The organism is Aeromicrobium sp. UBA7512 (assembly GCF_002476985.1).
Classification (GTDB): Bacteria; Actinomycetota; Actinomycetes; order Propionibacteriales; family Nocardioidaceae; genus Aeromicrobium; species Aeromicrobium phoceense.
In genome coordinates, this window is sequence record NZ_DLNK01000005.1 from 103,724 (window position 1) to 127,589 (window position 23,866).

Annotated in this window: 24 protein-coding genes and 1 tRNA gene; 19 read left to right on the forward strand and 6 right to left on the reverse strand. The window is 71.8% G+C overall.

Annotation, left to right across the window (positions count from 1 at the left end; translation table 11 throughout):
• The first annotated feature begins 2 nt into the window (after positions 1-2).
• From mfd to B2363_RS06835, 4 genes are all read left to right on the forward strand, one after another.
• Positions 3-3,482, forward strand: coding sequence for a transcription-repair coupling factor (mfd, locus tag B2363_RS06820; protein ID WP_286929338.1), 3,480 nt, complete (start codon positions 3-5; stop codon positions 3,480-3,482).
• A gap of 71 nt (positions 3,483-3,553) precedes the next feature.
• The gene (locus tag B2363_RS06825; RefSeq protein ID WP_286929339.1) at positions 3,554-4,573 is read left to right on the forward strand and encodes an LCP family protein; all 1,020 of its coding nucleotides are present in this window, start codon (positions 3,554-3,556) and stop codon (positions 4,571-4,573) included.
• A gap of 25 nt (positions 4,574-4,598) precedes the next feature.
• Positions 4,599-5,222 (forward strand): hypothetical protein, encoded by a 624-nt coding sequence (locus tag B2363_RS06830; protein ID WP_286929340.1) that lies wholly within the window; start codon positions 4,599-4,601, stop codon positions 5,220-5,222.
• Between the two features lies 1 nt (position 5,223).
• On the forward strand, positions 5,224-5,793 hold the full coding sequence (locus tag B2363_RS06835; RefSeq protein WP_286929341.1) for a MazG family protein: 570 nt from the start codon (positions 5,224-5,226) through the stop codon (positions 5,791-5,793).
• A gap of 480 nt (positions 5,794-6,273) precedes the next feature.
• Here B2363_RS06835 and B2363_RS06840 read toward each other — a convergent pair whose 3' ends face one another.
• Positions 6,274-6,792, reverse strand: a complete 519-nt coding sequence (locus B2363_RS06840; protein ID WP_286929343.1) for a cysteine hydrolase family protein — start codon at positions 6,790-6,792, stop codon at positions 6,274-6,276.
• Positions 6,789-8,291, reverse strand: a complete 1,503-nt coding sequence (locus B2363_RS06845; RefSeq protein ID WP_286929345.1) for a purine-cytosine permease family protein — start codon at positions 8,289-8,291, stop codon at positions 6,789-6,791. Before B2363_RS06845 ends, B2363_RS06840 begins: the two co-directional genes overlap by 4 nt.
• A gap of 195 nt (positions 8,292-8,486) precedes the next feature.
• Between B2363_RS06845 and eno the strand changes: the two genes are divergently transcribed.
• From eno to B2363_RS06875, 6 genes are all read left to right on the forward strand, one after another.
• Positions 8,487-9,761: a phosphopyruvate hydratase gene (gene eno, locus B2363_RS06850; protein ID WP_181754790.1), complete on the forward strand. Its 1,275-nt coding sequence runs from the start codon at positions 8,487-8,489 to the stop codon at positions 9,759-9,761.
• A 3-nt stretch (positions 9,762-9,764) separates the two neighbouring features.
• Entirely contained in the window at positions 9,765-10,316 is a 552-nt protein-coding gene (locus B2363_RS06855) for an FtsB family cell division protein (RefSeq protein ID WP_181754792.1), read from the forward strand.
• A complete protein-coding gene (locus B2363_RS06860; protein WP_286929347.1) occupies positions 10,313-10,807 on the forward strand; it encodes a DUF501 domain-containing protein in 495 nt (164 codons plus the stop codon). Before B2363_RS06855 ends, B2363_RS06860 begins: the two co-directional genes overlap by 4 nt.
• Positions 10,808-10,862: 55 nt before the next feature.
• Positions 10,863-11,786, forward strand: a complete 924-nt coding sequence (locus tag B2363_RS06865) for a Ppx/GppA phosphatase family protein (protein WP_286929349.1) — start codon at positions 10,863-10,865, stop codon at positions 11,784-11,786.
• Positions 11,786-12,703: an NAD(P)-dependent oxidoreductase gene (locus B2363_RS06870; RefSeq protein WP_286929350.1), complete on the forward strand. Its 918-nt coding sequence runs from the start codon at positions 11,786-11,788 to the stop codon at positions 12,701-12,703. The genes B2363_RS06865 and B2363_RS06870 overlap by 1 nt, the downstream gene beginning before the upstream one ends.
• A 10-nt stretch (positions 12,704-12,713) precedes the next feature.
• Positions 12,714-12,786, forward strand: a tRNA-Leu gene (locus B2363_RS06875).
• Positions 12,787-12,788: 2 nt separating this feature from the next.
• On the opposite strand, the gene B2363_RS06880 is transcribed toward B2363_RS06875, so the two are convergent.
• Positions 12,789-13,238, reverse strand: coding sequence for a hypothetical protein (locus B2363_RS06880; protein ID WP_181754800.1), 450 nt, complete (start codon positions 13,236-13,238; stop codon positions 12,789-12,791).
• Entirely contained in the window at positions 13,235-13,978 is a 744-nt protein-coding gene (gene trmB, locus B2363_RS06885; protein WP_286929352.1) for a tRNA (guanosine(46)-N7)-methyltransferase TrmB, read from the reverse strand. Before trmB ends, B2363_RS06880 begins: the two co-directional genes overlap by 4 nt.
• 35 nt (positions 13,979-14,013) lie before the next feature.
• On the opposite strand from trmB, the gene B2363_RS06890 reads away from it, so the two are divergent.
• The 4 genes from B2363_RS06890 to B2363_RS06905 all read left to right on the forward strand — a co-directional run bounded on the left by B2363_RS06890 (position 14,014) and on the right by B2363_RS06905 (position 16,971).
• Entirely contained in the window at positions 14,014-14,520 is a 507-nt protein-coding gene (locus B2363_RS06890; RefSeq protein ID WP_286929354.1) for a DinB family protein, read from the forward strand.
• A gap of 145 nt (positions 14,521-14,665) precedes the next feature.
• The gene (locus tag B2363_RS06895) at positions 14,666-14,992 is read left to right on the forward strand and encodes a PadR family transcriptional regulator (protein ID WP_078698918.1); all 327 of its coding nucleotides are present in this window, start codon (positions 14,666-14,668) and stop codon (positions 14,990-14,992) included.
• On the forward strand, positions 14,989-16,038 hold the full coding sequence (locus tag B2363_RS06900) for a hypothetical protein (RefSeq protein WP_286929356.1): 1,050 nt from the start codon (positions 14,989-14,991) through the stop codon (positions 16,036-16,038). Before B2363_RS06895 ends, B2363_RS06900 begins: the two co-directional genes overlap by 4 nt.
• A gap of 81 nt (positions 16,039-16,119) precedes the next feature.
• Positions 16,120-16,971, forward strand: coding sequence for a Bax inhibitor-1/YccA family protein (locus B2363_RS06905; protein ID WP_286929358.1), 852 nt, complete (start codon positions 16,120-16,122; stop codon positions 16,969-16,971).
• A 66-nt stretch (positions 16,972-17,037) separates the two neighbouring features.
• Here B2363_RS06905 and B2363_RS06910 read toward each other — a convergent pair whose 3' ends face one another.
• Entirely contained in the window at positions 17,038-17,949 is a 912-nt protein-coding gene (locus B2363_RS06910; protein ID WP_286929359.1) for an SGNH/GDSL hydrolase family protein, read from the reverse strand.
• Positions 17,950-18,005: 56 nt separating this feature from the next.
• On the opposite strand from B2363_RS06910, the gene B2363_RS06915 reads away from it, so the two are divergent.
• The 4 genes from B2363_RS06915 to B2363_RS06930 are packed head-to-tail and all read left to right on the forward strand — an operon-like array spanning position 18,006 to position 21,941.
• Positions 18,006-18,689 (forward strand): tyrosine-protein phosphatase, encoded by a 684-nt coding sequence (locus tag B2363_RS06915; protein ID WP_286929360.1) that lies wholly within the window; start codon positions 18,006-18,008, stop codon positions 18,687-18,689.
• Complete coding sequence (locus tag B2363_RS06920; protein WP_286929362.1) at positions 18,686-19,594, forward strand: pirin family protein; 909 nt, start codon at positions 18,686-18,688, stop codon at positions 19,592-19,594. Before B2363_RS06915 ends, B2363_RS06920 begins: the two co-directional genes overlap by 4 nt.
• 38 nt (positions 19,595-19,632) lie before the next feature.
• Entirely contained in the window at positions 19,633-20,451 is an 819-nt protein-coding gene (locus B2363_RS06925; protein WP_286929364.1) for an SDR family NAD(P)-dependent oxidoreductase, read from the forward strand.
• Positions 20,452-20,456: 5 nt separating this feature from the next.
• Positions 20,457-21,941: a cytochrome P450 gene (locus tag B2363_RS06930; RefSeq protein ID WP_286929366.1), complete on the forward strand. Its 1,485-nt coding sequence runs from the start codon at positions 20,457-20,459 to the stop codon at positions 21,939-21,941.
• Positions 21,942-21,951: 10 nt separating this feature from the next.
• Here B2363_RS06930 and B2363_RS06935 read toward each other — a convergent pair whose 3' ends face one another.
• Positions 21,952-22,374, reverse strand: coding sequence for a VOC family protein (locus tag B2363_RS06935; protein WP_286929367.1), 423 nt, complete (start codon positions 22,372-22,374; stop codon positions 21,952-21,954).
• 170 nt (positions 22,375-22,544) lie between these two features.
• Between B2363_RS06935 and B2363_RS06940 the strand changes: the two genes are divergently transcribed.
• Entirely contained in the window at positions 22,545-23,861 is a 1,317-nt protein-coding gene (locus B2363_RS06940; RefSeq protein WP_286929369.1) for a phage tail protein, read from the forward strand.
• Positions 23,862-23,866 lie beyond the last annotated feature (5 nt).

Here is a 23,866-nt window from a genome sequence, read left to right on the forward strand (position 1 = left end):
CCATGGCACAACCTGAACTGACCGCGGCGGTCGCCGCTGAACCCCATCTCGTCGAGTTCGCCTCCGCCCTGGGCGGAGGTGCCGCGACGGCGCAGCTGACGGCTCCTCCCGCGTTCCACCCGTTCGTCGCCGCGGCCCTGTCCGGCGACGAGTCCGTCGTCGTGGCCGTGACCGCCACCGAGCGCGAGGCCGACGACCTGGCTGCCGCGGTCGGCGCCCTGATCGGCCCCGAGCTGGTCGCGTCGTTCCCCGCGTGGGAGACGCTGCCCCACGAGCGGCTGTCGCCGCGCTCGGACACCGTGGGCCGGCGGCTCGCCGTGCTGCGCCGCGTCGTCCACGGCGGCGACGAGCGCCCGCGCGTCGTGGTGGCGCCGATCCGGTCGATGCTGCAGCCGCAGGTCAAGGGGCTGGCCGACCTCGAGCCGGTCGAGCTGCGCGCCGGCCAGGACGTCGAGCTCGACGACATCGTCGCCCGCCTGGCCGCGGCCGCCTACACCCGCGTCGACCTGGTCGAGCGGCGCGGCGAGTTCGCCGTCCGCGGTGGCATCGTCGACGTCTTCCCGCCCACCGAGGACCACCCGCTGCGCGTGGAGTTCTGGGGCGACACGGTCGACGAGATCCGGCGCTTCGCCGTGGCCGACCAGCGCACCCTCGAGCCGGTCGACCGGCTGTGGGCGGCGCCGTGCCGCGAGCTGCTGCTCACTGACGAGGTCCGCGCCGCCGCCTCGCGGTACGCCGTGAGCCACCCCTCGCTGGCCGAGCTCTTCACGAAGCTGTCGGAGGGTCACGCGGTCGAGGGCATGGAGTCGCTGGCCCCCGTGCTGGCCGGCGAGATGGAGCTGTTCGTCGACCTGCTGCCGCCGGGGTCGACGATCGTGACGTCCGAGCCCGAGCGGATCAAGGCGCGCGCCGCCGACCTGTTCGCCACCAGCGAGGAGTTCCTCGCCGCGTCGTGGGCCACCGCTGCCGGCGGCGGCGAGAGCCCGATCGACCTCGGCTCGGCGGGCTTCCACGAGCTCGACGACGTCCGCGAGCACGCCGCGAAGCTCGGACTGGGCTGGGGCGAGGTCTCGTCCTTCGCCCTCGACGAGTCGCACGTCGTGCAGGCCGAGCCGGCCCCGCAGTACCGCGGTGACACCGAGGCGGCGTTCGCCGACATCGTGAAGTGGCGGTCCGAGGGCCGCCACCTCGTCCTCGTGGCCCCGGCACACGGGCAGGCCCAGCGCACCGTGGAGTGGCTCGCCGAGCACGACGTTCCCGGCGCCATCGTCGACCGCGCCGACGGATCCGACGGCATCGAGCGCGGCGTCGTCCAGGTGATCTGCGCCGAGATCGGGCACGGGTTCGTCTCGGACTCGCTCGGCCTCGTCCTGCTGACCCGCGACGACCTCGTGGGCCAGCGTGCCGTCGAGCGCACCACGAAGTCGATGCCCGCGAGGCGCCGGCGGCAGATCGACCCCCTCGAGCTCAAGCCCGGCGACGCGGTCGTCCACGAGCAGCACGGCGTCGCCCGCTACGTCGAGCTCGTCAACCGCGTCGTTCACGGCGCGGCCCGCGAGTACCTCGTGCTGGAGTACGCGCCGAGCAAGCGGGGCCAGCCCGCCGACCGGCTGTTCGTCCCGATGGACCAGCTCGACCAGGTCAACCGCTACATCGGCGGCGAGTCGCCGTCGCTCGACCGGCTCGGCGGCGGCGACTGGTCGAACCGCAAGTCCAGGGCCCGCAAGGCGGTGCGCCAGATCGCCGACGAGCTGATCAAGCTCTACGCCGCGCGCCAGTCCACGAAGGGCCACGCCTTCGGCCCCGACACCCCGTGGCAGGCCGAGCTCGAGGACGCGTTCGCGCACGTCGAGACCCCCGACCAGCTCGCCACGATCGACGAGGTCAAGCGCGACATGGAGCGCACCGTCCCGATGGACCGCCTCGTGTGCGGCGACGTCGGCTACGGCAAGACCGAGATCGCGGTCCGCGCGGCGTTCAAGGCGATCCAGGACGGCAAGCAGGTCATCCTGCTGGTGCCCACCACGCTGCTCGTTCAGCAGCACTACGCCACGTTCGCTGAGCGCTTCGGCCAGTTCCCGGTCACGATCCGGCCGCTCTCGCGGTTCCAGAGCGACAAGGAGTCCAAGGCCACCCTCGAGGGACTGGCGGAAGGCTCCGTCGACCTCGTCATCGGCACCCACCGGCTGCTCCAGCCCGGCGTGCGGATCAAGGACCTCGGCCTCGTGATCGTCGACGAGGAGCAGCGCTTCGGCGTCGAGCACAAGGAGGCGCTCAAGCACCTGCGCGCCGCCGTGGACGTGCTGAGCATGTCGGCCACCCCGATCCCGCGCACGCTCGAGATGGCCGTCACCGGCATCCGTGAGATGAGCACCATCGCCACCCCGCCGGAGGAGCGCCACCCGGTGCTGTCCTTCGTCGGGCCGTACGAGGACAAGCAGGTCACGGCGGCGATCCGGCGCGAGCTGCTGCGCGAGGGCCAGGTCTTCTACCTGCACAACCGCGTGCAGAGCATGGACAAGACCGCCGCCCACATCCGCGAGCTCGTGCCCGAGGCCCGCGTGGCCGTGGCCCACGGCAAGATGGGCGAGCACCAGCTCGAGGAGGTCATGGTCGCCTTCTGGGAGAAGCGCTTCGACGTCCTGGTCTGCACCACGATCGTCGAGTCGGGCCTCGACGTGTCGAATGCCAACACGATGCTCATCGAGCGCGCCGACACGCTCGGCCTCTCGCAGCTGCACCAGCTGCGCGGCCGCGTCGGCCGTGGCCGCGAGCGCGCGTACGCCTACTTCCTCTACCCGCCCGACAAGCCGCTCACCGAGACGGCGCACGACCGGCTCGTCACGATCGCGCAGCACTCCGAGCTCGGCGGCGGCATGGCCGTGGCGATGAAGGACCTCGAGATCCGCGGTGCGGGCAACCTGCTCGGCGGCGAGCAGTCCGGGCACATCGCCGACGTCGGCTTCGACCTCTACATCCGGCTCGTCGGCGAGGCGGTCGCGGAGTTCCGCGGCGACGCGGCGCCCGAGAAGGAGGTCAAGCTCGAGCTGCCCGTCGAGGCGCACCTGCCGCACGACTACGTGCCCAGCGAACGGCTGCGCCTTGAGATGTACAAGCGACTCGCCGACGTGCGGGCCACCTCCGACATCGACGAGCTGCGCACCGAGCTGCAGGACCGCTACGGCAAGCTGCCCGACTCCGTGGAGGCGTTGCTCGACGTGGCGGCGCTGCGGGTCAAGGTGCGGGCCGCGGGCCTCACCGAGGTGACCTCGGCCGGGTCCAACATCCGGTTCAACCCCGTCACGCTGCCCGAGTCCGCGAAGCTGCGCATCAACCGCATCTACCCCAAGAGCCTGTACAAGGAGGCCGTCAAGGTCCTGCTCGTGCCGGCTCCGCGCGAGCCCGGGATCGGCGGCAAGCCGCTGCGTGGGCGCGAGCTGCTCGACTGGGTCGGGCGCGTCGTCGACACCATCGTCGGCTGACTCCGGCGCAGCCTCCTGAGAGGTTGCTGAATCCGCGGAAACACCGGCGGAATCTCGGTTACTGTCAGGCGGTGACCGACACCGAAGCCCCCGTCGCCGCGGCGCCCAAGCCGCGGTGGCGGCGCGTGCTGCGGAGCCTGGTGATCGTCACGACGATCGTCGTCACGGTCGCGGTGCTCGCGGCCGTGGGCACCGGCGTGTGGGTCCAGAGCCGGCTGGGCGGCCAGGTCGAGCACCTGCCGTCGGCGATGCCGCAGGGGAAGCGCCCCGCGGAGTCCGCCGGGGACTCGATGAACATCCTGCTGATGGGCAGCGACAAGCGCGTCGACGGCTCCGTCGCCGGCCAGCGCAGCGACACGATGATGGTGGTGCACGTCCCCTCCGACCGCAGCGGGCTCGGTGTCGTCGGCATCCCGCGCGACTCCTGGGTGCAGGTGCCCGGCCGCGGGCCGGCCAAGATCAACGCCGCGTTCGCCTGGGGCGGCCCGGCGCTCGCCGTCGAGACGGTCGAGAACCTCACCGACGTCCGCATCGACCACGTGGCGGTCATCGACTGGGAGGGCTTCAAGGCCCTCACCGACGCGATGGGCGGGGTCGAGATCACGGTGCCGGCCACCGTCACCGACGGGTACTCCGGCCGCACGTGGCAGGCCGGCACCCAGCGCATGGACGGCGCGACCGCGCTGGACTACGTGCGTCAGCGGGCCGGGCTCGCCGGCGGTGACTTCGACCGCATCAAGCGCCAGCAGAACTTCCTGCGCGCGCTGATGGCCCAGGTGCTCTCCACGCGGACCTTCGCCAATCCCTTCCGCATGTACGACGCCCTCGACGCGGTCACCGCGAACCTGACGGTGGACGCGGGCTGGAGCACCGGGGACCTGCGCGACTTCGCCTGGTCGCTGCGGTCGATCCGCTCCGAGGACGTGGCGTTCACGACCGTGCCGGTGAAGGGCACGGGCATGGAGGGCGACCAGAGCGTCGTCTACCTCGACCGCCAGGCCGGCGAGGAGATGTGGCAGGCCGTCCGCGAGGACGCGGTGGCCGAGTGGGTGGCCGAGACCGGCACGGGCCTGCCGGCTGACGTGAACTGAATCACGCTCCCGGTACGCTGACGCCATGTCGAAGACCCGCCTGGCCGTCCTCGGGCTCGCCGCGCTGCTGATGGCGGGCTGTGGCCCCGTCAATCCCGGTGCCGCGGCCGTCGTGGACGGCACCCGGATCCCCATGTCCGACGTCGAGGACGTCGCCGACGTGTACTGCACCGCCTCCCTCTCGGGCCAGAGCGGCAGCGCCGCCGGCATCGACTCGGCCGCCCTGCGCCGCCAGTCGGTCGCCGACCTGGTCTCGGGCGAGGTCGCCGACCAGGTCGCGAAGGACCGCGGCTACGACGTCACGGTCCCCGCGCTGGGCTCCGCCGAGCAGGCGCAGCTGGAGCAGATGTTCGGCGACGAGCTCCCGGCCGCGCTGGACCTGATCGAGCGCAACCAGCGCACCGGCGTCATCGCCCAGGAGATGGCCCGAGAGGCCGACGCCTCGATCCAGGAGGGCGAGCAGCTGCTCCAGGCCGGTCAGCAGCTCCTGGCCGAGGCCACCGCCCAGGCCGACATCTCGGTCGACCCGCGGTTCGGCCTGGACGAGACCATCCAGCAGATCTCCGAGACCGGGTCGCTGTCGGTGTTCGGCGGCGAGCTGGACGCCACGGCCACCGAGGACCGGCCCGCGGCGCTCCAGTGCTCCTGACGTGAGCCGGGAGTTCGACCGCCTCGTCGAGGTGATGCGGCGGCTGCGGACTGAGTGCCCGTGGACCCGCGAGCAGACCCACGCGTCGCTGCGGCGCTACGTCATCGAGGAGGCCTACGAGACCGCCGAGGCGATCGACCTCGCCGACTCGAGCCACCTGCGCGAGGAGCTGGGCGACCTGCTGATGCAGGTCGTCATCCACGCCGCCATCGCCGAGTCCGACGACGAGGGCTGGACCACCGACGACGTGGTGCGCGAGATCGCGGACAAGCTGGTGCACCGGAACCCGCACGTCTTCGGCGACGTGACCGTGACGTCAGCGGCCGAGGTCGACGCCAACTGGCAGCGCCTCAAGGCCGAGCGCAAACAGCGCACCCACCCCACCGAGGGCATCCCGGCCGACCTGCCGGCCCTCATGGCCGCCGAGAAGGTGCTGGGCCGGGTCGATCGCCCCGTCGAGGGCGACGACCTCGGCGCGGACCTGCTGAGACTGGTCGAGAAGGCGCGCGCCGCCGGCCTCGACCCCGAGGCCGAGCTGAGGCGAGCCACCCGCCGCCACGCCGACGGCTGATCTCGATACACCGTCTCGCTGCGCTCGCCGGCACTCGATCAGCGAGCCACCCGGTGGTCGAGTAGCTCCGCGAGGGACGAGCGGGCGTATCGAGACCACGCCCGGCCGCTGACCCCGAGCCTGATCTCGATACACCGTCTCGTTGCGCTCGCCGGCACTCGATCAGCGGCTCGCCCGGTGGTCGAGTAGCTCCGCGAGGGACGAGCGGGCGTATCGAGACCACGCCCGGGCGGCTGACCCCGAGCCTGATCTCGATACACCGTCTCGCTGCGCTCGCCGGCACTCGATCACCGGGCCGCCCGGTGGTCGAGTAGCTCCGCGAGGAACGAGCGGGCGTATCGAGACCACGCCCGGCGGCTGACCCCGAGCCTGATCTCGATACACCGTCTCGCTGCGCTCGCCGGCACTCGATCACCGGGCCGCGCGGTGGTCGAGTAGCTCCGCGAGGAACGAGCGGGCGTATCGAGACCACGTCCGGCCTCAGACGACGGTGATCTGCGGACCGTAGAGCGCCATCACATCGAGGGCCTTGGCGTGGTTCTCCGGCGTCGACCCGGCGCAGGCCTGCGCGACGACGCGAACCGTCGCACCCGCGTCCGCGGCCGCCAGGGCGGTCGAGATCACGCAGCAGTCCGTGGCCACCCCGGCCACCACCAGCTCGGGCGCCGGCCCCGTCACGGCCTCGAGCGCCGGCCACTTGCCGAACGTGGTGGCGTCGACGGTGCCACCGGCGGCCAGGTCGGCCACCTCCGGCACGAGGTCGAACAGCGCGTCCCCGGGCGGGCGGTCGGCGAAGGGCCACGCCTCGAAGTACGCGTTCCAGGCGCCCACCCGCTCGTCGCCCACCGCCGGCACCCACCGCGTGACGATCGTGCGGTGCCGCGCCGCGAGCTCACGCACCGGCTCGACGATCGCCCCGAACATGGGCGAGCCCCACGGCGAGTCCGGCGCCGCGAAGACCCGCTGCGGGTCGATCACGACGAGCCAGGGCTCGCTCACGCGCGCTCCTCCTGGCGGGCCACCCGCCCGCGCTGCAGCAGCAGGGTCGCGAGGAAGCCGATCGCGAAGGCCAGCAGGACGCCGAGGTTCGCGTAGGCCCAGTTGCCGTCCCAGTACGCCCCGTCCTCGACCCACGTGGCGAGGCCGAGCGGCTCGAGCAGGTAGCCCTGCCAGTTGTTCCAGGAGGCGTCCTGCGCGAAGTTGTTCACGACCAGGCCCCAGCCGATGACCGACGCGACCACCATCGCGGCGATCGCACCCCAGTTCACCGCGCCGTACCGCCCGCCGGAGTCGAACAGCGCCGCCTCGTCGTAGTCGCTGCGGCGCAGGGCGATGTCGGCGATCACGATGCCTGCCCACGCCGCGATCGGCACGCCGAGCGTGATGAGGAAGCTCTGGAAGGGCGCCAGGAAGCTCTCGGCGAAGAAGACCACGTAGATCGTGCCGAGCGTCAGGATCACGCCGTCGATGAAAGCGGCGGTGGGCCGGGGGATCTTCACACCGAGGCTCAGCAGGGTGAGGCCGGAGGAGTAGATGCCGAGGACGGCGCCGCTGACCAGGGCCAGCACGGAGGCGACGAGGAAGGGCACGAGGTACCAGGTCGGCAGCACCGTGGCGAGCGTGCCGATCGGGTCGTTGACGATCCCGGCGCTGAGCTCGGGCGAGGACCCGGCGAGCAGGATGCCGTAGAGGACGAGCACCACGGGGGCCAGCGCGCCGCCGACGGTGTTCCACAGGACGATCTGGGCACCCGGGGTGGAGCGGCGCTGATACCGCGACCAGTCGGCGGCGATGTTGATCCAGCCGAAGCCGAAGCCCGTCATCACCATCACGAAGGCGCCGATGGTGGCCTGGCCCGAGCCGTTCGGCAGCGCGGTGACGGCGTCGAGGTCGATCTCGTCCAGCGTGAGGAGGATGTAGCCGATCGTGGCCAGGCCGGTGAGCCACGTCAGGACCGACTGCATCCGCATGATGATGTGGTAGCCCGCCACGGAGGCGGCCACGATGAGCGCGGCCACCACGAGCATCGCGATGACCTTCACCGCGTCGCCGCTGCTCCAGCCGAGCTCGCGGAACACCGTCGCGGTCGCGAGGGTCGCCATGATCGCCAGGAACGTCTCCCAGCCGATCGAGATGATCCAGCTGAAGACGCCCGGCAGCTTCTGGCCGACGACGCCGAACGGCGCGCGGGACAGGATCATCGTGGGCGCTGAGCCGCGCTTGCCGGCGATGGCCACGAGTCCGCACGCGGCGAACGACACGACGATGCCCACGACGGCGACGAGCACGGCCTGCCACAGCGAGATGCCGAAGCCGAGCACGTAGCTGCCGTAGGAGATGCCGAAGACCGACACGTTGGCCGCGAACCACGGCCAGAACAGGTCGGAGGGCTTCGCGGTGCGCTCGCTCTCGTCGATGATCTCGATGCCGGTGGTCTCGATGCCCGCGCGGCGCACCGCATCGAGGCCCCTGCCGGGCCCCTCGCTGTGAATCGTCATGTCCGTCCTCCTGCCGATGCCTGGGCTCACTGTCCCACGCAGGCGACGAAGGATGAGGCATTCGGCCCCGCTGCGGTACCCGAATGCATCATCGTGCGTCCGGCGGGCGCGGGGTCACCCCGGCACAGGGGCCCACGGCGCTACGCTGGGGCTGCTCGACTCCCACACCTTCCGCCACCCACCGAGGAGCCTGCCGTGGCCATCATTCATGACGTCGCCGCCCGAGAGATCCTGGACTCCCGGGGCAACCCGACCGTCGAGGTCGAGGTCGTCCTGGACGACGGCACGCTGGGTCGCGCCGCGGTCCCCTCGGGTGCCTCCACCGGTCAGTTCGAGGCCGTCGAGCTGCGCGACGGCGGCGACCGCTACCTCGGCAAGGGCGTGCTCAAGGCCGTCGAGGCCGTCAACGGCCCGCTCGCCGAGCTCCTCGTCGGGTTCGACGCCGACGACCAGCGCGCGATCGACGAGGCGATGCTCGACCTCGACGGCACGCCCAACAAGGGCCAGTACGGCGCCAACGCGATCCTGGGCATCTCGCTCGCCGTCGCCCACGCGGCCGCAGAGTCGGCCGGCCTGCCGCTGTTCCGCTACGTCGGCGGCCCCAACGCCCACGTGCTTCCCGTGCCGATGATGAACATCCTCAACGGCGGTGCGCACGCCGACTCCAACGTCGACGTGCAGGAGTTCATGGTCGCGCCGATCGGCGCCGAGAGCTTCGCCGAGTCGCTGCGCTGGGGCGCCGAGGTCTACCACGCGCTCAAGGGCGTCCTGCACGACCGCGGCCTGTCCACGGGTCTGGGCGACGAGGGCGGCTTCGCGCCCAACCTCGAGAGCAACCGCGCCGCGCTCGACCTCATCGCGGTCGCGGTGGAGAAGGCCGGGTTCACGCTGGGCTCCGACATCGCGCTGGCGATGGACGTCGCCGCGAGCGAGTTCCACGGCGACGCCGGCTACACGTTCGAAGGCGTGGCCAAGTCGACCGACGAGATGATCACGTACTACAGCGAGCTCGTCGCCTCCTACCCGATCGTGTCGATCGAGGACCCCCTCGACGAGGAGGACTGGGCCGGCTGGACCGCGATCACCGCGGCGCTGGGCGACAAGACGCAGCTCGTCGGCGACGACCTGTTCGTCACCAACGTCGAGCGCCTGGGCCGCGGCATCGCCGAGAAGGCCGGCAACGCGATGCTGGTCAAGGTCAACCAGATCGGCTCGCTCTCGGAGACCCTCGACGCCGTCGACCTCGCGCACCGCGCCGGGTTCCACAACATGATGAGCCACCGCTCGGGCGAGACCGAGGACGTCACGATCGCCGACCTCGCGGTCGCCACGAACTGCGGCCAGATCAAGACCGGCGCCCCGGCCCGCTCGGACCGCGTCGCCAAGTACAACCAGCTGCTGCGCATCGAGGAGCTGCTCGGCCCCGCCGCCAGCTACGCGGGCGCGCAGGCCTTCCCGAGGTTCGCCTGAGCCATGGCAGGACGCGGATCGTCCCCGTCGTCGCGCCGACCCACGGGTCGGCGCGACGGCCGGTCGACCCCCCGCACCACGTCACGCCCCACCACCGCACCCGTCGTCGCGGCGGCGCCGGGCGGCTCCGGTACCCGGTTCACCACCCGCGCCCTGATCCTGCTGGGCGTGGCCGTCATGCTGATCGCCTCCTACACGGCCTCGGTGCACGCGTGGTGGCAGCAGCGGTCCGAGATCGCCGCGCTCGAGGCGCAGAACCGACAGACCAGCGCCGAGATCGAGGACCTCGAGGACCAGCAGCGCAGGTGGAGCGACCCGGCCTACATCCGCCAGCAGGCGCGCGAGCGCTTCGGCTGGGTCATGCCCGGCGAGATCGGCTACCGCGTCATCGGCGTCGACGGCGAGCTGAAGGGCCAGTCCTCGCGGCTCGAGGAGCCCGAGGTCGCACCGCGCCAGCCGTGGGTCGAGCGGCTGTGGGGCTCGGTCGAGGCCGCCGGGACCCCCGAGCAGGAGTCCGCGCCGCAGGGCGACCCCGAACTGGAGACCGACGAATGATCGACGCCGCCGACATCGCCGCGATCACCGAGCAGCTCGGCCGGCCGCCCCGCGGGATGATCGAGATCTCCTCGCGCTGCCCTTCCGGGCACCCGAACGGCGTGAAGACCGAGCCGCGGCTGCCCGACGGCACGCCCTTCCCCACGCTGTACTACCTGACGTGCCCCCGCCTGACCGGCGCGATCGGCACGCTCGAGGCCTCGGGCCTGATGGCCGAGATGACGCAGCGACTCGCCGAGGACGCCGAGCTGGCCGCGGCCTACCGCGCGGCCCACGAGTCGTACCTGGCCGAGCGCGAGGCGATCGGGCACGTCGAGGAGATCGACGGCATCAGCGCCGGCGGCATGCCCGACCGCGTCAAGTGCCTCCACGTGCTGGTCGGTCACTCGCTGGCGAAGGGCCCGGGCGTGAACCCCCTCGGCGACGAGGCGGTCCGCCTGCTGGGCGACTACTGGGGCCACTCGGCGTGCGCCCCGGCCGACCCCGCCTGACCGAGGCCTCGCACCGGTGCGGAGCCGGGCCACGGCGCCCCGATAGCCTGACGGCATGGCTGGGAGCACGGTGGCGGCGATCGACTGCGGGACCAACTCCATCCGTCTGCTCGTCGCGCAGGTCGACGGCGGCACCAAGACCGACCTGCTGCGCGAGATGCGCGTGGTGCGGCTGGGGCAGGGCGTCGACCAGTCGGGCACCCTCGCGCCGGAGGCCGTCGAGCGCACGCTCGAGGCCTGCCGCGAGTACGGGCGGGTCATCGAGGCCATGGGCGTCGACGTCGTCTCGTTCGCGGCCACCTCGGCGGTGCGCGACGCCGACAACGCCACCGAGTTCTCCGACAAGGTCGCCGAGATCCTCGGGGTGCGGCCCCGCGTGCTGAGCGGGCAGGAGGAGGCCCGTGCCTCCTTTGAGGGCGCCACCGGCGACATCGCCGAGGCGCTCACGGCCGTGATCGACCTCGGCGGCGGATCGACCGAGGTCGTGCAGGGCCTCGGAGCGCCGACGTTCTCGCACTCCTTCGACCTCGGCTCGGTGCGCATGACCGAGCGGTTCCTCTTCACCGACCCGCCATCGGTGGGCGAGGTCACCGCCTGCATGAGTCACCTCGACGCCGTGCTCGCCCCGGTGCTGGGCTCGCTGCCGGCCTCGGACGAGATCGTCGGGGTCGCCGGCACGATCACCACGATCGCCGCCCACTCCCTGGCGCTGCCCTCCTACGACAGCGAGCTGATCCACCAGGCGCGCATCCACGTCGACGACGTCCGTGCGGCCTGCGGCAACCTCATGCAGATGCCCGTGGCCGACCGGCGCGCGCTGCCGTACATGCACCCCGGACGTGCCGACGTCATCGCCGGGGGAGCGCTGATCCTCGACCGCGTCCTGGAGCACCTGCCGCGCAACACCGACGAGCTGGTCGTCAGCGAGCAGGACATCCTCGACGGCATCGCCTGGGCCGCAGCGAGGGAGATCGCCTGATGCGAGTCTCTGTTCCCGACGAGTCCTGGCTGGACGTCCTGGCCGACCTCCCGGTCGACGTGATCGTGTGGGACGGACGTGCACCCCAGCCCGAGGGCCGCATCGACCTCGCCGTCTGGCCCTACACGCTCGACCCCTCCGACATGGCGGCCGTCGACGCGTCGCGCATCGGCCTCATCCAGGGGCAGTCGCTCGGCTACGACGGGGTCGCGGCGGTGCTGTCGGCCGGTGGCCGCTACGCCAACGCGGTGGACGTGCACGAGGACTCCACCGCCGAGCTGGCGGTCGCGCTGCTCCTGGCCGCGGTCCGCGACCTCGACGTCTTCGGGGCCCAGCAGGCGCAGGGTCTGTGGCGCAAGAGCTGGACCACCAGCCTGCTCGACCGCCGGGTGATGCTGCTCGGCGTGGGCGGCATCGGCCGTCGCGTCGCGGCCCGCCTCGACGGCTTCGGCTGCGAGATCGTCCGCGTCGGCTCCCGGGCCCGCGACGACGAGCACGGTCACGTGCACGGCACCGACGAGCTCGCCGACCTGCTGCCGTCGGTGGACGCCGTCGTGGTGGCGGTGCCCCTGACGCCCGACACCGAGGGCATCGTCGATGCCGGGTTCCTCGCACGGCTGCGCGACGGCGCCATCGTCGTCAACGTGGCGCGCGGACGCACCGCTGTCACCGAGGCGGTCCTGGCCGAGGCGGGGCGCGTCCGCTACGCCTCCGACGTGTTCGACCCCGAGCCGCTGCCCGAAGGTCATCCGCTGTGGTCGGCGCCCGGCGTCATCATCACCCCTCACATCGGCGGCATGACGTCGGCGATGGCACCGCGGATCCAGGCCGTCGTGCGCGGTCAGGTGGAGCGTCTGCTCGCCGGGCAGGAGCCGGCCGACGTCGTGGTGGACCACAGGGACGCGCCCGGATCGTAGGCTGGGCCAGGCTCCCGTAGCCCAACGGCAGAGGCAGACGGCTTAAACCCGTTTCAGTGCGGGTTCGAATCCCGCCGGGAGCACCTCAGGACTGGGTGAGCTGCACCGCGGACCACGTCTCGTCCAGTGCGGTGGGATCCGTCGTGGTCCAGCCGTACTCGTCCACGCCGGTGCGCAGGATCGGCAGCGGCAGGGCGTCGGTGGGGTAGAGCACCCACACCCGCCCGATCGAGCCGAGCCGCGGCAGGACGTCGTCGAGCCGCATGTGGAACTCCTGGGTGTTCGACACGGCGATGAGGGCGGTGTCGATGCCCGAGGGCTTGTCGCGCTCGGCCGGCTCAGGATGGTTCTCCGCGCCCGTCCAGGTGTCGTCGAACCAGCGCTCGCTCTGCTCGGGCTCCTCGTCCTGGTACGTCTCGACGCCGTCGGGGAGCGGGTCGAGCAGCGCGGTCTCCTCGATGGAGTCGCCCACGATCCAGACGAGGGTGCCCGGCTCGATCCCCAGCAGGTCGGCCGTCGTCTGCTCCTGCGTCATGCGCTCATCCTAGTGGCGCTCAGATCCCGGATCGTGCGTCCCTTCGCCGTGCCCTTGGCCTCGAAGCGGGTGACCGGGCGACCCGCGAAGCGCTCCTCCCAGTCGCCGGAGGTGGCGAAGCCCTCGGCGCGGCCCAGCACCTCGAGCATCTGGTCGGCGTAGTCCTGCCAGTCGGTGGCCAGGCGCCAGGTGCCCCCCGGCTTCAGGACGCGGCGCACGAGGGGGACGAAGTCGTCGGTGACCATGCGGCGCTTGTGGTGGCGCGTCTTGTGCCAGGGATCGGGGAACCAGACCCGCAGCTCGTCGAGGCTCTCCTCGGGCAGCACGCGGGTGAGGGTGGGGACGGCGTCCACCACCGCGAGTCGCACGTTCTCCACGCCCGCGTGGCGCAGACCGATGAGCGTCTGGGCGACGCCCGGCACGTAGACCTCGAGGCCGAGGAAGTCGGTGCCGGGGTTCTCCTTCGCCGCGTGCACGAGGGACTCGCCCCGTCCGCTGCCGATCTCGAGCACGAGCGGAGCGCTGCGGCCGAAGAGCTCGGCCGGGTCCAGCGTGAAGCCCTCGGCGGCCGAGGTGCTGGTGCGGCCGCGCGGAACGTCGACGACGAACCGCTCGGCGACGTCGTCCCACGCGTCCTGCTGGCGGTCGGAGAGGCGGCCTCCCCGCCGGGTGAACGACACGATCTCGCGGCGGAAGGGCTCTTCGTCTCGATCCGTGCGGTCTTCGGCGGTTTCGGGCATGGTCCGAACCTATCGAGCCTGCCATCGTGGCCGGCATGGCGATCATCCCTGACACGAAGGACTGGACGTGGGTGCTGGAGCGCACCTGCGAGGAGTGCGGCTTCGACCCGGCCGCCGTCGACCCGCCGCGGGCGGGGGAGGAGGTCGCGGCGATGGTGCCGCGGTGGCGCGCGGCGCTCGAGCGGCCCGACGTGCGCGAGCGGCCCGACGACGCGACGTGGTCGGTGCTGGAGTACGCCTGCCACGTCCGCGACGTGCTGCTGCTGTTCGCCGAGCGCCTCGAGCTGATGCGCGAGCACGACGGTCCGGAGTTCGCGAACTGGGACCAGGACGCGAGCGCGGTGGGGTACGCCCGTGAGTCCCCGGCCGCTGTCGCCGCCGAGCTCGCCCCGGCCGCCGACGCCTTCGCGGCGCAGATCGAGGCCGTCACCGACTGGGCGCGCCCCGGCTACCGCTCCAACGGCTCGGCCTTCACCACCGACACCCTGACCCGTTACGCGCTCCACGATCTGGTGCACCACCTGGACGACGTCCGGGCCTGACAGTTTCCCCGGTTAACCGGGGAAACTGTCACTTCGCGAGGTTCGCGAACCACGTGAAGTGACAGGAAACCTCCGTCAGTCGCGACACGCCGGGCCGGTGTCGTGTCGTGCACACTAATGCGGATTGCGTGGTACTGTCCGACGCATGGATGCGACCCAACTGCTCAAGGGAGTGCTCGACGTGGCCGTGCTGGCCGTCGTCGAGGGCGAGGACGGGTACGGCTACGACGTGGTCCGACGACTGCGCGCCGCCGGGCTCGAGGAGGTCGGCGACGCCTCGGTGTACGGCACGCTGCGACGGCTGTACTCCGCCGGCGCCCTGACCTCGTACGTGGTGCCCAGCGAAGAGGGCCCGCACCGCAAGTACTACGGCATCACCGACCAGGGCCGGTCGATGCTCGCCGCGCAACGCAAGACGTGGGCCGAGTTCGCCCGCACCATGGACCGCATGCTCGAAGGGAACGCCGCATGAACGCCACCACCCTGCCCGCCGAGATCATCGCGTTCGCGGCCGCAGTCCGCACCGCGCTCGCCGACCTGCCGGCCGACGAGGTCGAGGAGCTCACCGACGGGCTCGAGGCCGACCTGGCCGAGGCCTACGCCGAAGACCTGGCGCGCGAGCTGCCCGATCCGGCCGCGTACGCCAACGAGCTGTGCGGCGCCGCCGGCCTGCCGACCCCCGTCATCGAGCGCGGCAGCCGCCTCCGCGCCGTCGTGGAGCCCTTCTCCGAGATGGTCCGCGACCTCGACCGCAACCTGCGCCGCAGCCCGGCGATGGCGGCCGTGCTCGACTTCCTGGTGACCCTGCGTCCGGCGTGGTGGATCGTGCGCGGCTGGGCGGCCTACCAGTGCGTCGGCGCCTTCTTCGGGTTCGAGGGCGACCTGCTCCCGACGGGTGCCCACTGGCTCGTCCTCGCCGTGCTGGTCGCCGGCAGCGTTTTCGTCGGTCTGCGCCGGTGGCCGGGGTGGGTCCGGGTGCTGATCGCCGTCGGCAACGCGATCGCCGTCGTGGCCACGGTGGTGGCCGTCGCGCAGGTGCCGTCGAGCGAGGACGTGGGCCGCGCCTGGTCCTACGCCGACTCCGCCTACGAGAACGACAGCGCGATGGTGGGCCCCGACGGCACCGGCATCTGGCTCAACGGAACGCAGGTGACGAACATCTTCGCCTACGACGCGAAGGGTCAGGTGCTCGACGGCGTCCAGCTCTTCGACCAGGACGGCAAGCCCCTGGCCACGTCGGTCCCGGGCGGCAACGGCTGCCTGGCCAAGGACGAGTGGGAGGAGTGCACGACCCCGGGGGCGTGGGTGCCCACGCAGCTCGAGACCGGCGCGACCGCCTGGAACGTCTACCCGATGCGCATGGCCGAGTCCAGCTTCGAGGACCCCACGGCGCCGCTCGCCGGCGCCGTGCCGCAGGAACGCCCGGCACCCTTCGTGAAGGTCCCGGCCCTGATGACGGTCACCCCCGAGGAGAAGGCGCCACCAACCGAGGAGAAGTCACCCGCCCGGGAACAGTGAACGCGGTGGATGCGTTGGATAGTGTAGGAACACCGACCCCGCCACCACCGGCGCGCGGGGCCAGATTCTCCGGAGGAGATCATGAGGAGCAGCAACCCCGTCTTCGCCAGAAGCGAAGAGTTCAACGGTCGCAACACGACCCAGTACGCCGATCCGTCGCAGTGGAAGATCGACCTGTCCGGATCGGGTGACGGCTCGCAGGCTGCGGGTCTGCAGGCTCCCACGTCCCCCGGACGCATGACCCTCGACACCGTCGTGGAGAAGACCGCCATCACGCTCGGCCTCGTCGTGCTCGGTGCCGCCGTCGCGTGGTTCCTGATCGGCGACATCGACTCCGACGCCGCGCTGGCGACGGCGTGGACGTTCTCCATGGGCGGCGCCCTCATCGGCTTCGTGCTGGCGATGGTGAACTCGTTCAAGAAGGTCATCAGCCCTGCGCTGGTCATGGTCTACGCCCTCGTCGAGGGTGTCTTCGTCGGCGCCTTCTCCAAGATCGTCTCCACGTGGGTCGGCGACGCCGGGATCGTCTTCCAGGCCGTCCTCGCCACCTTCGTGGCCGCCGGTGCCACCCTGGCCGCCTACAAGTTCTTCAACATCCAGGTCACCCCGAAGTTCCGCCGCGTCGTCATGATCTCGCTCTTCGCGTTCATGGGCGTCATGCTGCTCAACCTGGTGCTGAGCCTGTTCGGCGTGTTCCCCAACGGCGGCCTGCGCAGCATGGACAACCCGATGCTGGCGGTCCTCGTCGGCGGCGTGGCGATCGTGCTGGGCGTCCTGTGCCTGATCATGGACTTCGACTTCGTCGAGCGCGGTGTCGCGGCAGGCCTGCCCGAGCGCGAGTCCTGGCGCGCGGCGTTCGGCCTGACCGTCACGCTGGTCTGGCTCTACCTCGAGATCCTGCGACTCCTCGCCATCTTGCGCGGGGACAGCTGATCCACCCCGCACGAAGGCCCGTCACCGTCAGGTGGCGGGCCTTCGTCGTGCCGGGCGGGTGAGCGCTCAGCGGCGACGCAGGACGGCGGCCCAGCGGCGGCCGCGCGGCGCGGGGGCGACCTCGGTGCCGCCGTGCTCGGAGGCCCATTCGGCGGCCTCGCCGAGCGGCATCTGCTCGACGGTGCCGGCCTCGACCGGCTGCTCCTCGCGGGAGCGCCACTGGGCCACGCCGGCCGCCACGAGGAAGCCGCACACGGTGGAGTAGCCGTCGGCGCTGGGGTGGAACCGATCGTCGCCGAACAGGGCGTCGCCCTTCACCAGCAGCAGGGGCTCGAGCACGTCGGCCAGCGACACCACGCGCGCGCCGGCCTCGACGGCCGCCACGGTCTGACGCCGCGCGAGGTGGCGGCTCCAGTAGCGGCACACGGTGCGCAGCGGGTCGGGCAGGGGCTTGATCGTGCCGAAGTCGGGCACTGATCCCACGACGACCTCGGCCCCGAGCGCGCGCAGCCGCGAGACGGCCCCGGCGAGCCGGCGGGCCGAGCGCTTCGCGGGCACCTGGTGGGTGATGTCGTTGGCGCCGATGAGGATGATCGCCAGGTCGGGCCGCTGCTCGTCGGAGGCGGTGATCTGGTGCATGAGGTCGCGCGATCGGGCTCCGACGGTGGACTCGTTGCGGATCCTCACCGGACGGTCCAGCAGGTGCGACAGCCCGGTGCCGATCAGGGCCGAGGGGGTGTGCGCGACGTCCTTGACGCCATAGCCCACCATCGTGGAGTCACCCAGCAGCAGGCAGTGGAGCGGCTCGCCGGGGAGGTCGTCGCCGTAGAGCCCGTTGCCCGAGGGCGGGCGGTCGGCGGTGGTGCCGATCCGCTTGCGTGCCAGGAGCGCCTGGGCGACCAGGATCGCGTAGGTGCCGAGGCTGACGCCGGCCGTCCTCGCGGCGGCCTTGGCGGTGGTCCTCGCGGGGCTGGGCACGCATCCAGTGTAGGAACCCGCGCCAGAGGGTCGGACCCGGTTCCTAGGATGGGGGCGTGAACGAGACCGTCCCCAACCTCCGCGACCTCGGCGGCACCTCCGTCGAGGGTGGCGTGATCCGCACGGGTCGCCTGCTGCGCAGCGCCCTGCCCCTGCCCGACGACGTCGCCCCGCCCGAGATCGAGTGGCCGCCGACGGTGGTGATCGACCTTCGCTCGCTCGCCGAGACCGAGGCCCAGCACCCCTTGTCGGCGCCGGGCGTCAGGGTGCTCAACTTCCCGCTGCTCAGTGCACTGCGCCCGGGGGTGGCGCCGCCGGAGTCGCTCGCCGAGCTCTACCAGCTGATGCTGCGCACGACGGCCGATCACTTGGTCGAGGTGGTCGACGCGGTCGCCTCGGCCGAGGACGCCACCACCTTGGTCCACTGCGCGGCGGGCAAGGACCGCACGGGGGTCAGCATCGCGATGGTGCTGGCGCTGCTCGGGGCCAAGCGCGACGACATCGTCGAGGACTACCTCGCCACCGCCCAGCACGAGCAGGAGATCCAAGCGCGCTTCCGCCGGCTCTTCGGGCAGCGCAGCGCCGAGCTGCCGGCGGCCTACATCGCCACCCCGGTCGAGGCGATCAGCGGCGTCCTCGACACCTGGGACGAGCACCCGGGCGGGGCGCTCGGGTGGTTCCACCACTGGGGCGGCAGGCCGGAGACGGTCGACCGGCTCCGCACTACGCTGGTGGGATGAGCGCTGGCGCGATGAGCCCCGACCGGACGATCGACCCGCGCGAGGTGCCCCTCGGCGGGCTGCGCGGACTGCTCGTCCACCGCACCCTGCCGAGCAAGGAGATCCCGCTCATCGGAGCGTGGTGCTTCCTCGACCACTTCGGTCCCACCGACCACCGGATGCAGGTGCTGCCGCACCCGCACACCGGACTCCAGACGGTCACGTGGCCGCTCGTCGGACGGATCCGCCACCGCGACAGCCTCGGCAGCGACCTCGTGCTGGAGCCGGGCGAGCTCAACCTGATGACGTCCGGAGACGGGGTCTCGCACTCGGAGTTCAGCGAGGGCGAGCCCGGTCCGATGCACGGCCTCCAGCTGTGGGTGGCGCTGCCCGACCACCGCCGCGCCGGGCCGGCCGCCTTCGAGCACCATCCCGACCTGCCCCAGGTCGAGGGTGCGGGCTGGACGGGCGTCGTCCTCGCGGGCACGTTCGCCGGAGCCACCTCCAAGGCCACGGTCCACACGCCGCTGGTCGGCGTCGAGCTGCGGCTCGAGCCCGGCCGCCACGAGTTCGACCTCGACCCGGCGTTCGAGCACGGCGTCTTGGCCGTCGACGACGCCGTCACCGTCGCGGGCCGGCCCGTGCCGCACCGGTCGCTGCAGTACCTGGCGCCCGGCCGCGCCCGGCTGGCGCTGGAGGTCGAGCGGCCGACGATCGTCTTGCTGATCGGCGGCGAGCCGTTCGAAGAGCAGATCGTCATGTGGTGGAACTTCATCGGCCGCAGTCACGACGAGATCGCCGCTGCGCGCGAGGACTGGGAGGCCCACGAGCCTCGCTACGGCCACGTCGACGGGCACGACGGACAGGTCATCCCGGCACCTCCGATGCCCCACGTGAGACTGCGTCCGCGCGTTCGTCGCGCCTGAGCCTGCTTTTCGGATACTCTCGGTATCCGGAGGTGGGTATGACGTACTTCACAGGCAAGGTCGCCGTCGTCACAGGCGCGGGATCGGGCATCGGGAGGGCCCTCGCGATGGGTCTGGCGCGACGCGGCGCCCGCGTGGCGATCAGCGACGTGGACGCCACGGGTCTGGCCGAGACGGCCCAGGCGCTCGAGGCCCTCGGGGCCACCGTCCGGGCCGACCACCTCGACGTCTCCGAGCGCGAGCGGGTCCTGGCGTACGCCGACGAGATCGCCGGGCACTTCGGTGTCGTCCACCAGGTCTACAACAACGCCGGCATCGCGTTCACCGGCGACATCGAGGCGATGGACTTCAAGCACCTCGAGCAGGTGATGGACGTCGACTACTGGGGAGTGGTCAACGGCTCGAAGGCCTTCCTGCCCCACCTGATCGCGTCGGGCGACGGGCACGTCGTCAACATCTCGAGCGTCTTCGGGATCATCTCGGTGCCCACGCAGGGTGCGTACAACGCCGCCAAGTTCGCGGTGCGCGGCTTCACCGAGGCGTTGCGCATGGAGATGGTGGCGCGCGGACGCCCGGTGAAGGTGACGTGCGTGCACCCCGGCGGCATCAAGACGAACGTGGCGCGCAACGCCGGCCAGGTGGACGGGCTCGATCACGACTCGCTGGCCTCGTCCTTCGACCGCGTCGCGCGCACCACCCCCGACCAGGCCGCCGAGGTGATCCTGCGCGGGGTGGAGAAGGGCAAGGCGCGCGTCCTCATCGGCGCCGACGCCCGCGTGATCGACCTGCTGGCGCGGGTGACCGGCCCGCACTACCAGCGCCTCGTGGCGCGCTTCGCCGGGAAGGCCGGACTGTGAGCCTGATGACCGTCAAGAACAGCTGGGGTGGCCAGCGGTTCCCGCACCCGCCCGGTCGCCGGCCGATCGCGTACGACGCGCTCACGATGCGCACGGGCACGCCGCTGGCCAACGTCATGCGCGTGGGCCAGGACCTCGGGCCGCTCTTCGAGGTGCGCGTCTTCTCGCAGAAGTTCGTGTTCGTCACGGGCGCCGAGCTGGCCGCCGAGCTGTGCGACGAATCCCGCTTCCACAAGAACCTGCCGCCGGCGCTGGTGGCACTGCGCGAGTTCGTGGGCGACGCGCTGTTCACCGCCTTCGACCACGAGCCGAACTGGCAGACGGCGCACGGCGTGCTGATGCCGGCGTTCTCCAAGGCCGCGATGCGCGGCTACCACGGCACGATGCTCGAGACCGCGGCCGAGATGTTCGCCGTGTGGGACGACCTCGAGGGGCCGATCGACGTCACGGCCGACATGACGAAGCTGACGATGGAGACGATCAGCCGGTGCGCGTTCAGCCGCGACTTCGGCTCGTTCACCTCGCGCGAGCGGCACCCGTTCGTCGACGCCATGATCGCGGCGCTGATGACCGGGATGCAGAAGTCGTCGCTGGACTCGATCCCGGGCGGGAAGCGGATCGCACGGCGGATCGACGAGCAGAACGCCGAGCACCGCGCGTACGTCGACGAGCTGGTCGACGCGATGGTGCGCGAGCGGCGCGCCTCGGGGGAGCGGCGCGACGACCTGCTCGACCGCATGCTCTACGAGGCCCATCCCGAGACGGGGGTCCGGCTCGACGACCAGAACATCCGCGAGCAGATCCTCACCTTCCTGGTGGCGGGTCACGAGACGACCTCGGGCGCGCTGAGCTTCGTGCTGTACTACCTGTCGCGCAACCCCGAGTTGCTCGCGAAGGCCCAGGCGGAGACGGACGCGCTGCTCGGCGACGACCCCGACCTCGAGCCCACGTTCGAGCAGGTGCCGCGGTTCAGGTACCTGCGTCGCTGCCTCGACGAGGGGCTGCGGCTGTGGCCGACGGCCCCCGCGTTCGCGCGCTCGCCCCGCGAGACCACGACCATCGCGGCAGGGACCGACCACGAGGCCGTCATGACGCCCGATGACTGGGCGATCGTCGTGCTCCCGATGATGCAGCGCGACCCGGCGGCCTGGGGCCCGACGGCCGAGGAGTTCGAACCCGACCGCTTCCTGCCCGAGAACTCCAAGGGCCGGATGAAGAACGTCTACAAGCCGTTCGGGACGGGCGACCGCGCCTGCATCGGGCGCCAGTTCGCCCTCCACGAGGCGATCCTCGTGCTGGCCCGGCTGCTGCACCGGTACGACATCACCGGCGACCCGGACTACGAGCTGCGGATCGACGAGCGCCTCACGATCGTGCCCAAGGGCTTCGAGGTGACGCTAACGCGGCGCACGCCGGGCGCGCGTCCCGAGCCCGAGCCGGTCGACGAAGGTCCCGCCGAGGTCGCCTCCGGCTGCCCGGTGGCCCACTAGCTGCGCCACCTCAGCGCAGCGTGGTGCGCCCGTCCTCGTGCACGGTCCAGAACGGGTTGTGCGCGATCTCCCACGGGTGGCCGTCGGGGTCGGCGACGTAGCCGGAGTAGCCGCCCCACTCCGTCGCCGTGGCGGGCTTCAGCACGCGCGCGCCGGCTGCGCGCGCCTGCTCGATGACGGCATCCACCTCCTCGGGTGAGCCCACGTTCTGGGCGAGGGTGACGCCGCTGAACGTGGCCCCGGTGTCTTCCACCGCCGCGTCGACGGCCAGGCCCTCGCGTGTCCACAGGGCCAGGATCAGGCCGGGCAGCTGGTAGAAGGCGATGCCGTCCTCGTCGTTGTCCTTCGTGAACCCGAGGCCCTCCTCGTAGAAGGCGCGCGCACGCCCGAGGTCGGCGACGCCGAGGGTGATGAGGCTGAGTCGTTGGTCCATGAGCGTCACGATAGGCGCGGCCTCGGACACGCGAGGGGAGTCGCGATCGAATTCGTCACAGGAGCAACTCCCGTAACTTGCCTCGCGCTCGACACATCGTCGGTAACCTGCGTGCCGGGCGCCGTTCGGATCGGCCACGGCGCTGTGCCCGGAACGAGTGGAGGGCGAGGATGAACTCCTTGCGGATGGTGTTGGCGTGCGGCGCGGTGTCAGCGGTGATCGGTGCCGGAACGGCCTTGGTGGTGACGACGGCCTCGGGCGATGACGCGGTGCGGGTCAGCTCGCCGATGTACGGCTGCATGGACGTCGCTGAGGGATCGCTCTACCTGTCGGACGAGTCGGCCTCGTGCGCGGACGACCTGGTGCCCGTCACGTGGCAGGGCTCGGAGGAGGCCGCCGACGGTTCCGATGGCGAGGACGACTCCGACGGTGAGGACGGCTCGGACGGCCTCGATGGCGCCGATGGTGCTGCGGGCGCCGACGGCGGCTCCGGTGCGAAGGGCGCCGATGGCCAGGACGGCGCCGCGGGCGACAAGGGCGCGAAGGGTGACGACGGCGCTACCGGTGCGAAGGGCGACAAGGGTGACCCCGGCGCTGCGGGTGCGACCGGCGCCAAGGGTGACGACGGCGCGACCGGCGCGGCAGGTGCCAAGGGCGACAAGGGCGACGAGGGCGCTGCCGGTGCGGCCGGCGCCAAGGGTGACGACGGCGCGACAGGTGCCGCGGGTGCCGCGGGTGCCAAGGGAGACAAGGGCGACAAGGGCGACGACGGCGCCGCGGGTGCGACCGGCGCCAAGGGCGACAAGGGCGACGACGGCGCCGCAGGTGCCAAGGGCGACAAGGGCGACGACGGAGTCGTCCCGTGGAGTGCCGTGTCCACGTGGAGTGCCTCGACCACCTACAGCGCAGGCCCGCCGGCCTCGGTCGTGACCCGCGGCGGCAGCACCTACGTGGCCGCCCGGTCCTCGATCGCGGCCGACCCGGCCGCCTCGCCCGCGGACTGGATCCTCGTCGCGGCAGCCGGCGCGAAGGGCGACAAGGGCGACCAGGGTGAGAAGGGTGACGATGGCGCGACCGGCGCCGCAGGCGCCGCAGGAGAGAGCGGGCCCGCCGGCCCGGTCGGCCCTGCGGGCGATACCGGTCCTGCCGGACCGACCGGTCCGATGGGACCCGCCGGACCGCAGGGCCCCGCCGGCAACTCCCTGCTCTCCGGGCAGTTCAATCAGTGGCAGGGCTCCGGTCGCGCGTTCCGCGATGACTACGACTGCACGATGGGCAGCATCGTCCTCGGCGTCGGTTGGCGCGGCATCCCGGCCGACGGCCGCCTGATGGCGATCCAGCAGAACTCGGCGCTGTTCTCCCTCATGGGCACCACGTTCGGCGGGGACGGCGTCAACACATTCGCGGTTCCGGATCTGCGGGCCGTGACCCCGAACGGACTGCGCTACAGCGTCTGCTCGATCGGCATCTATCCGTCGTCGGAGTGACGGAA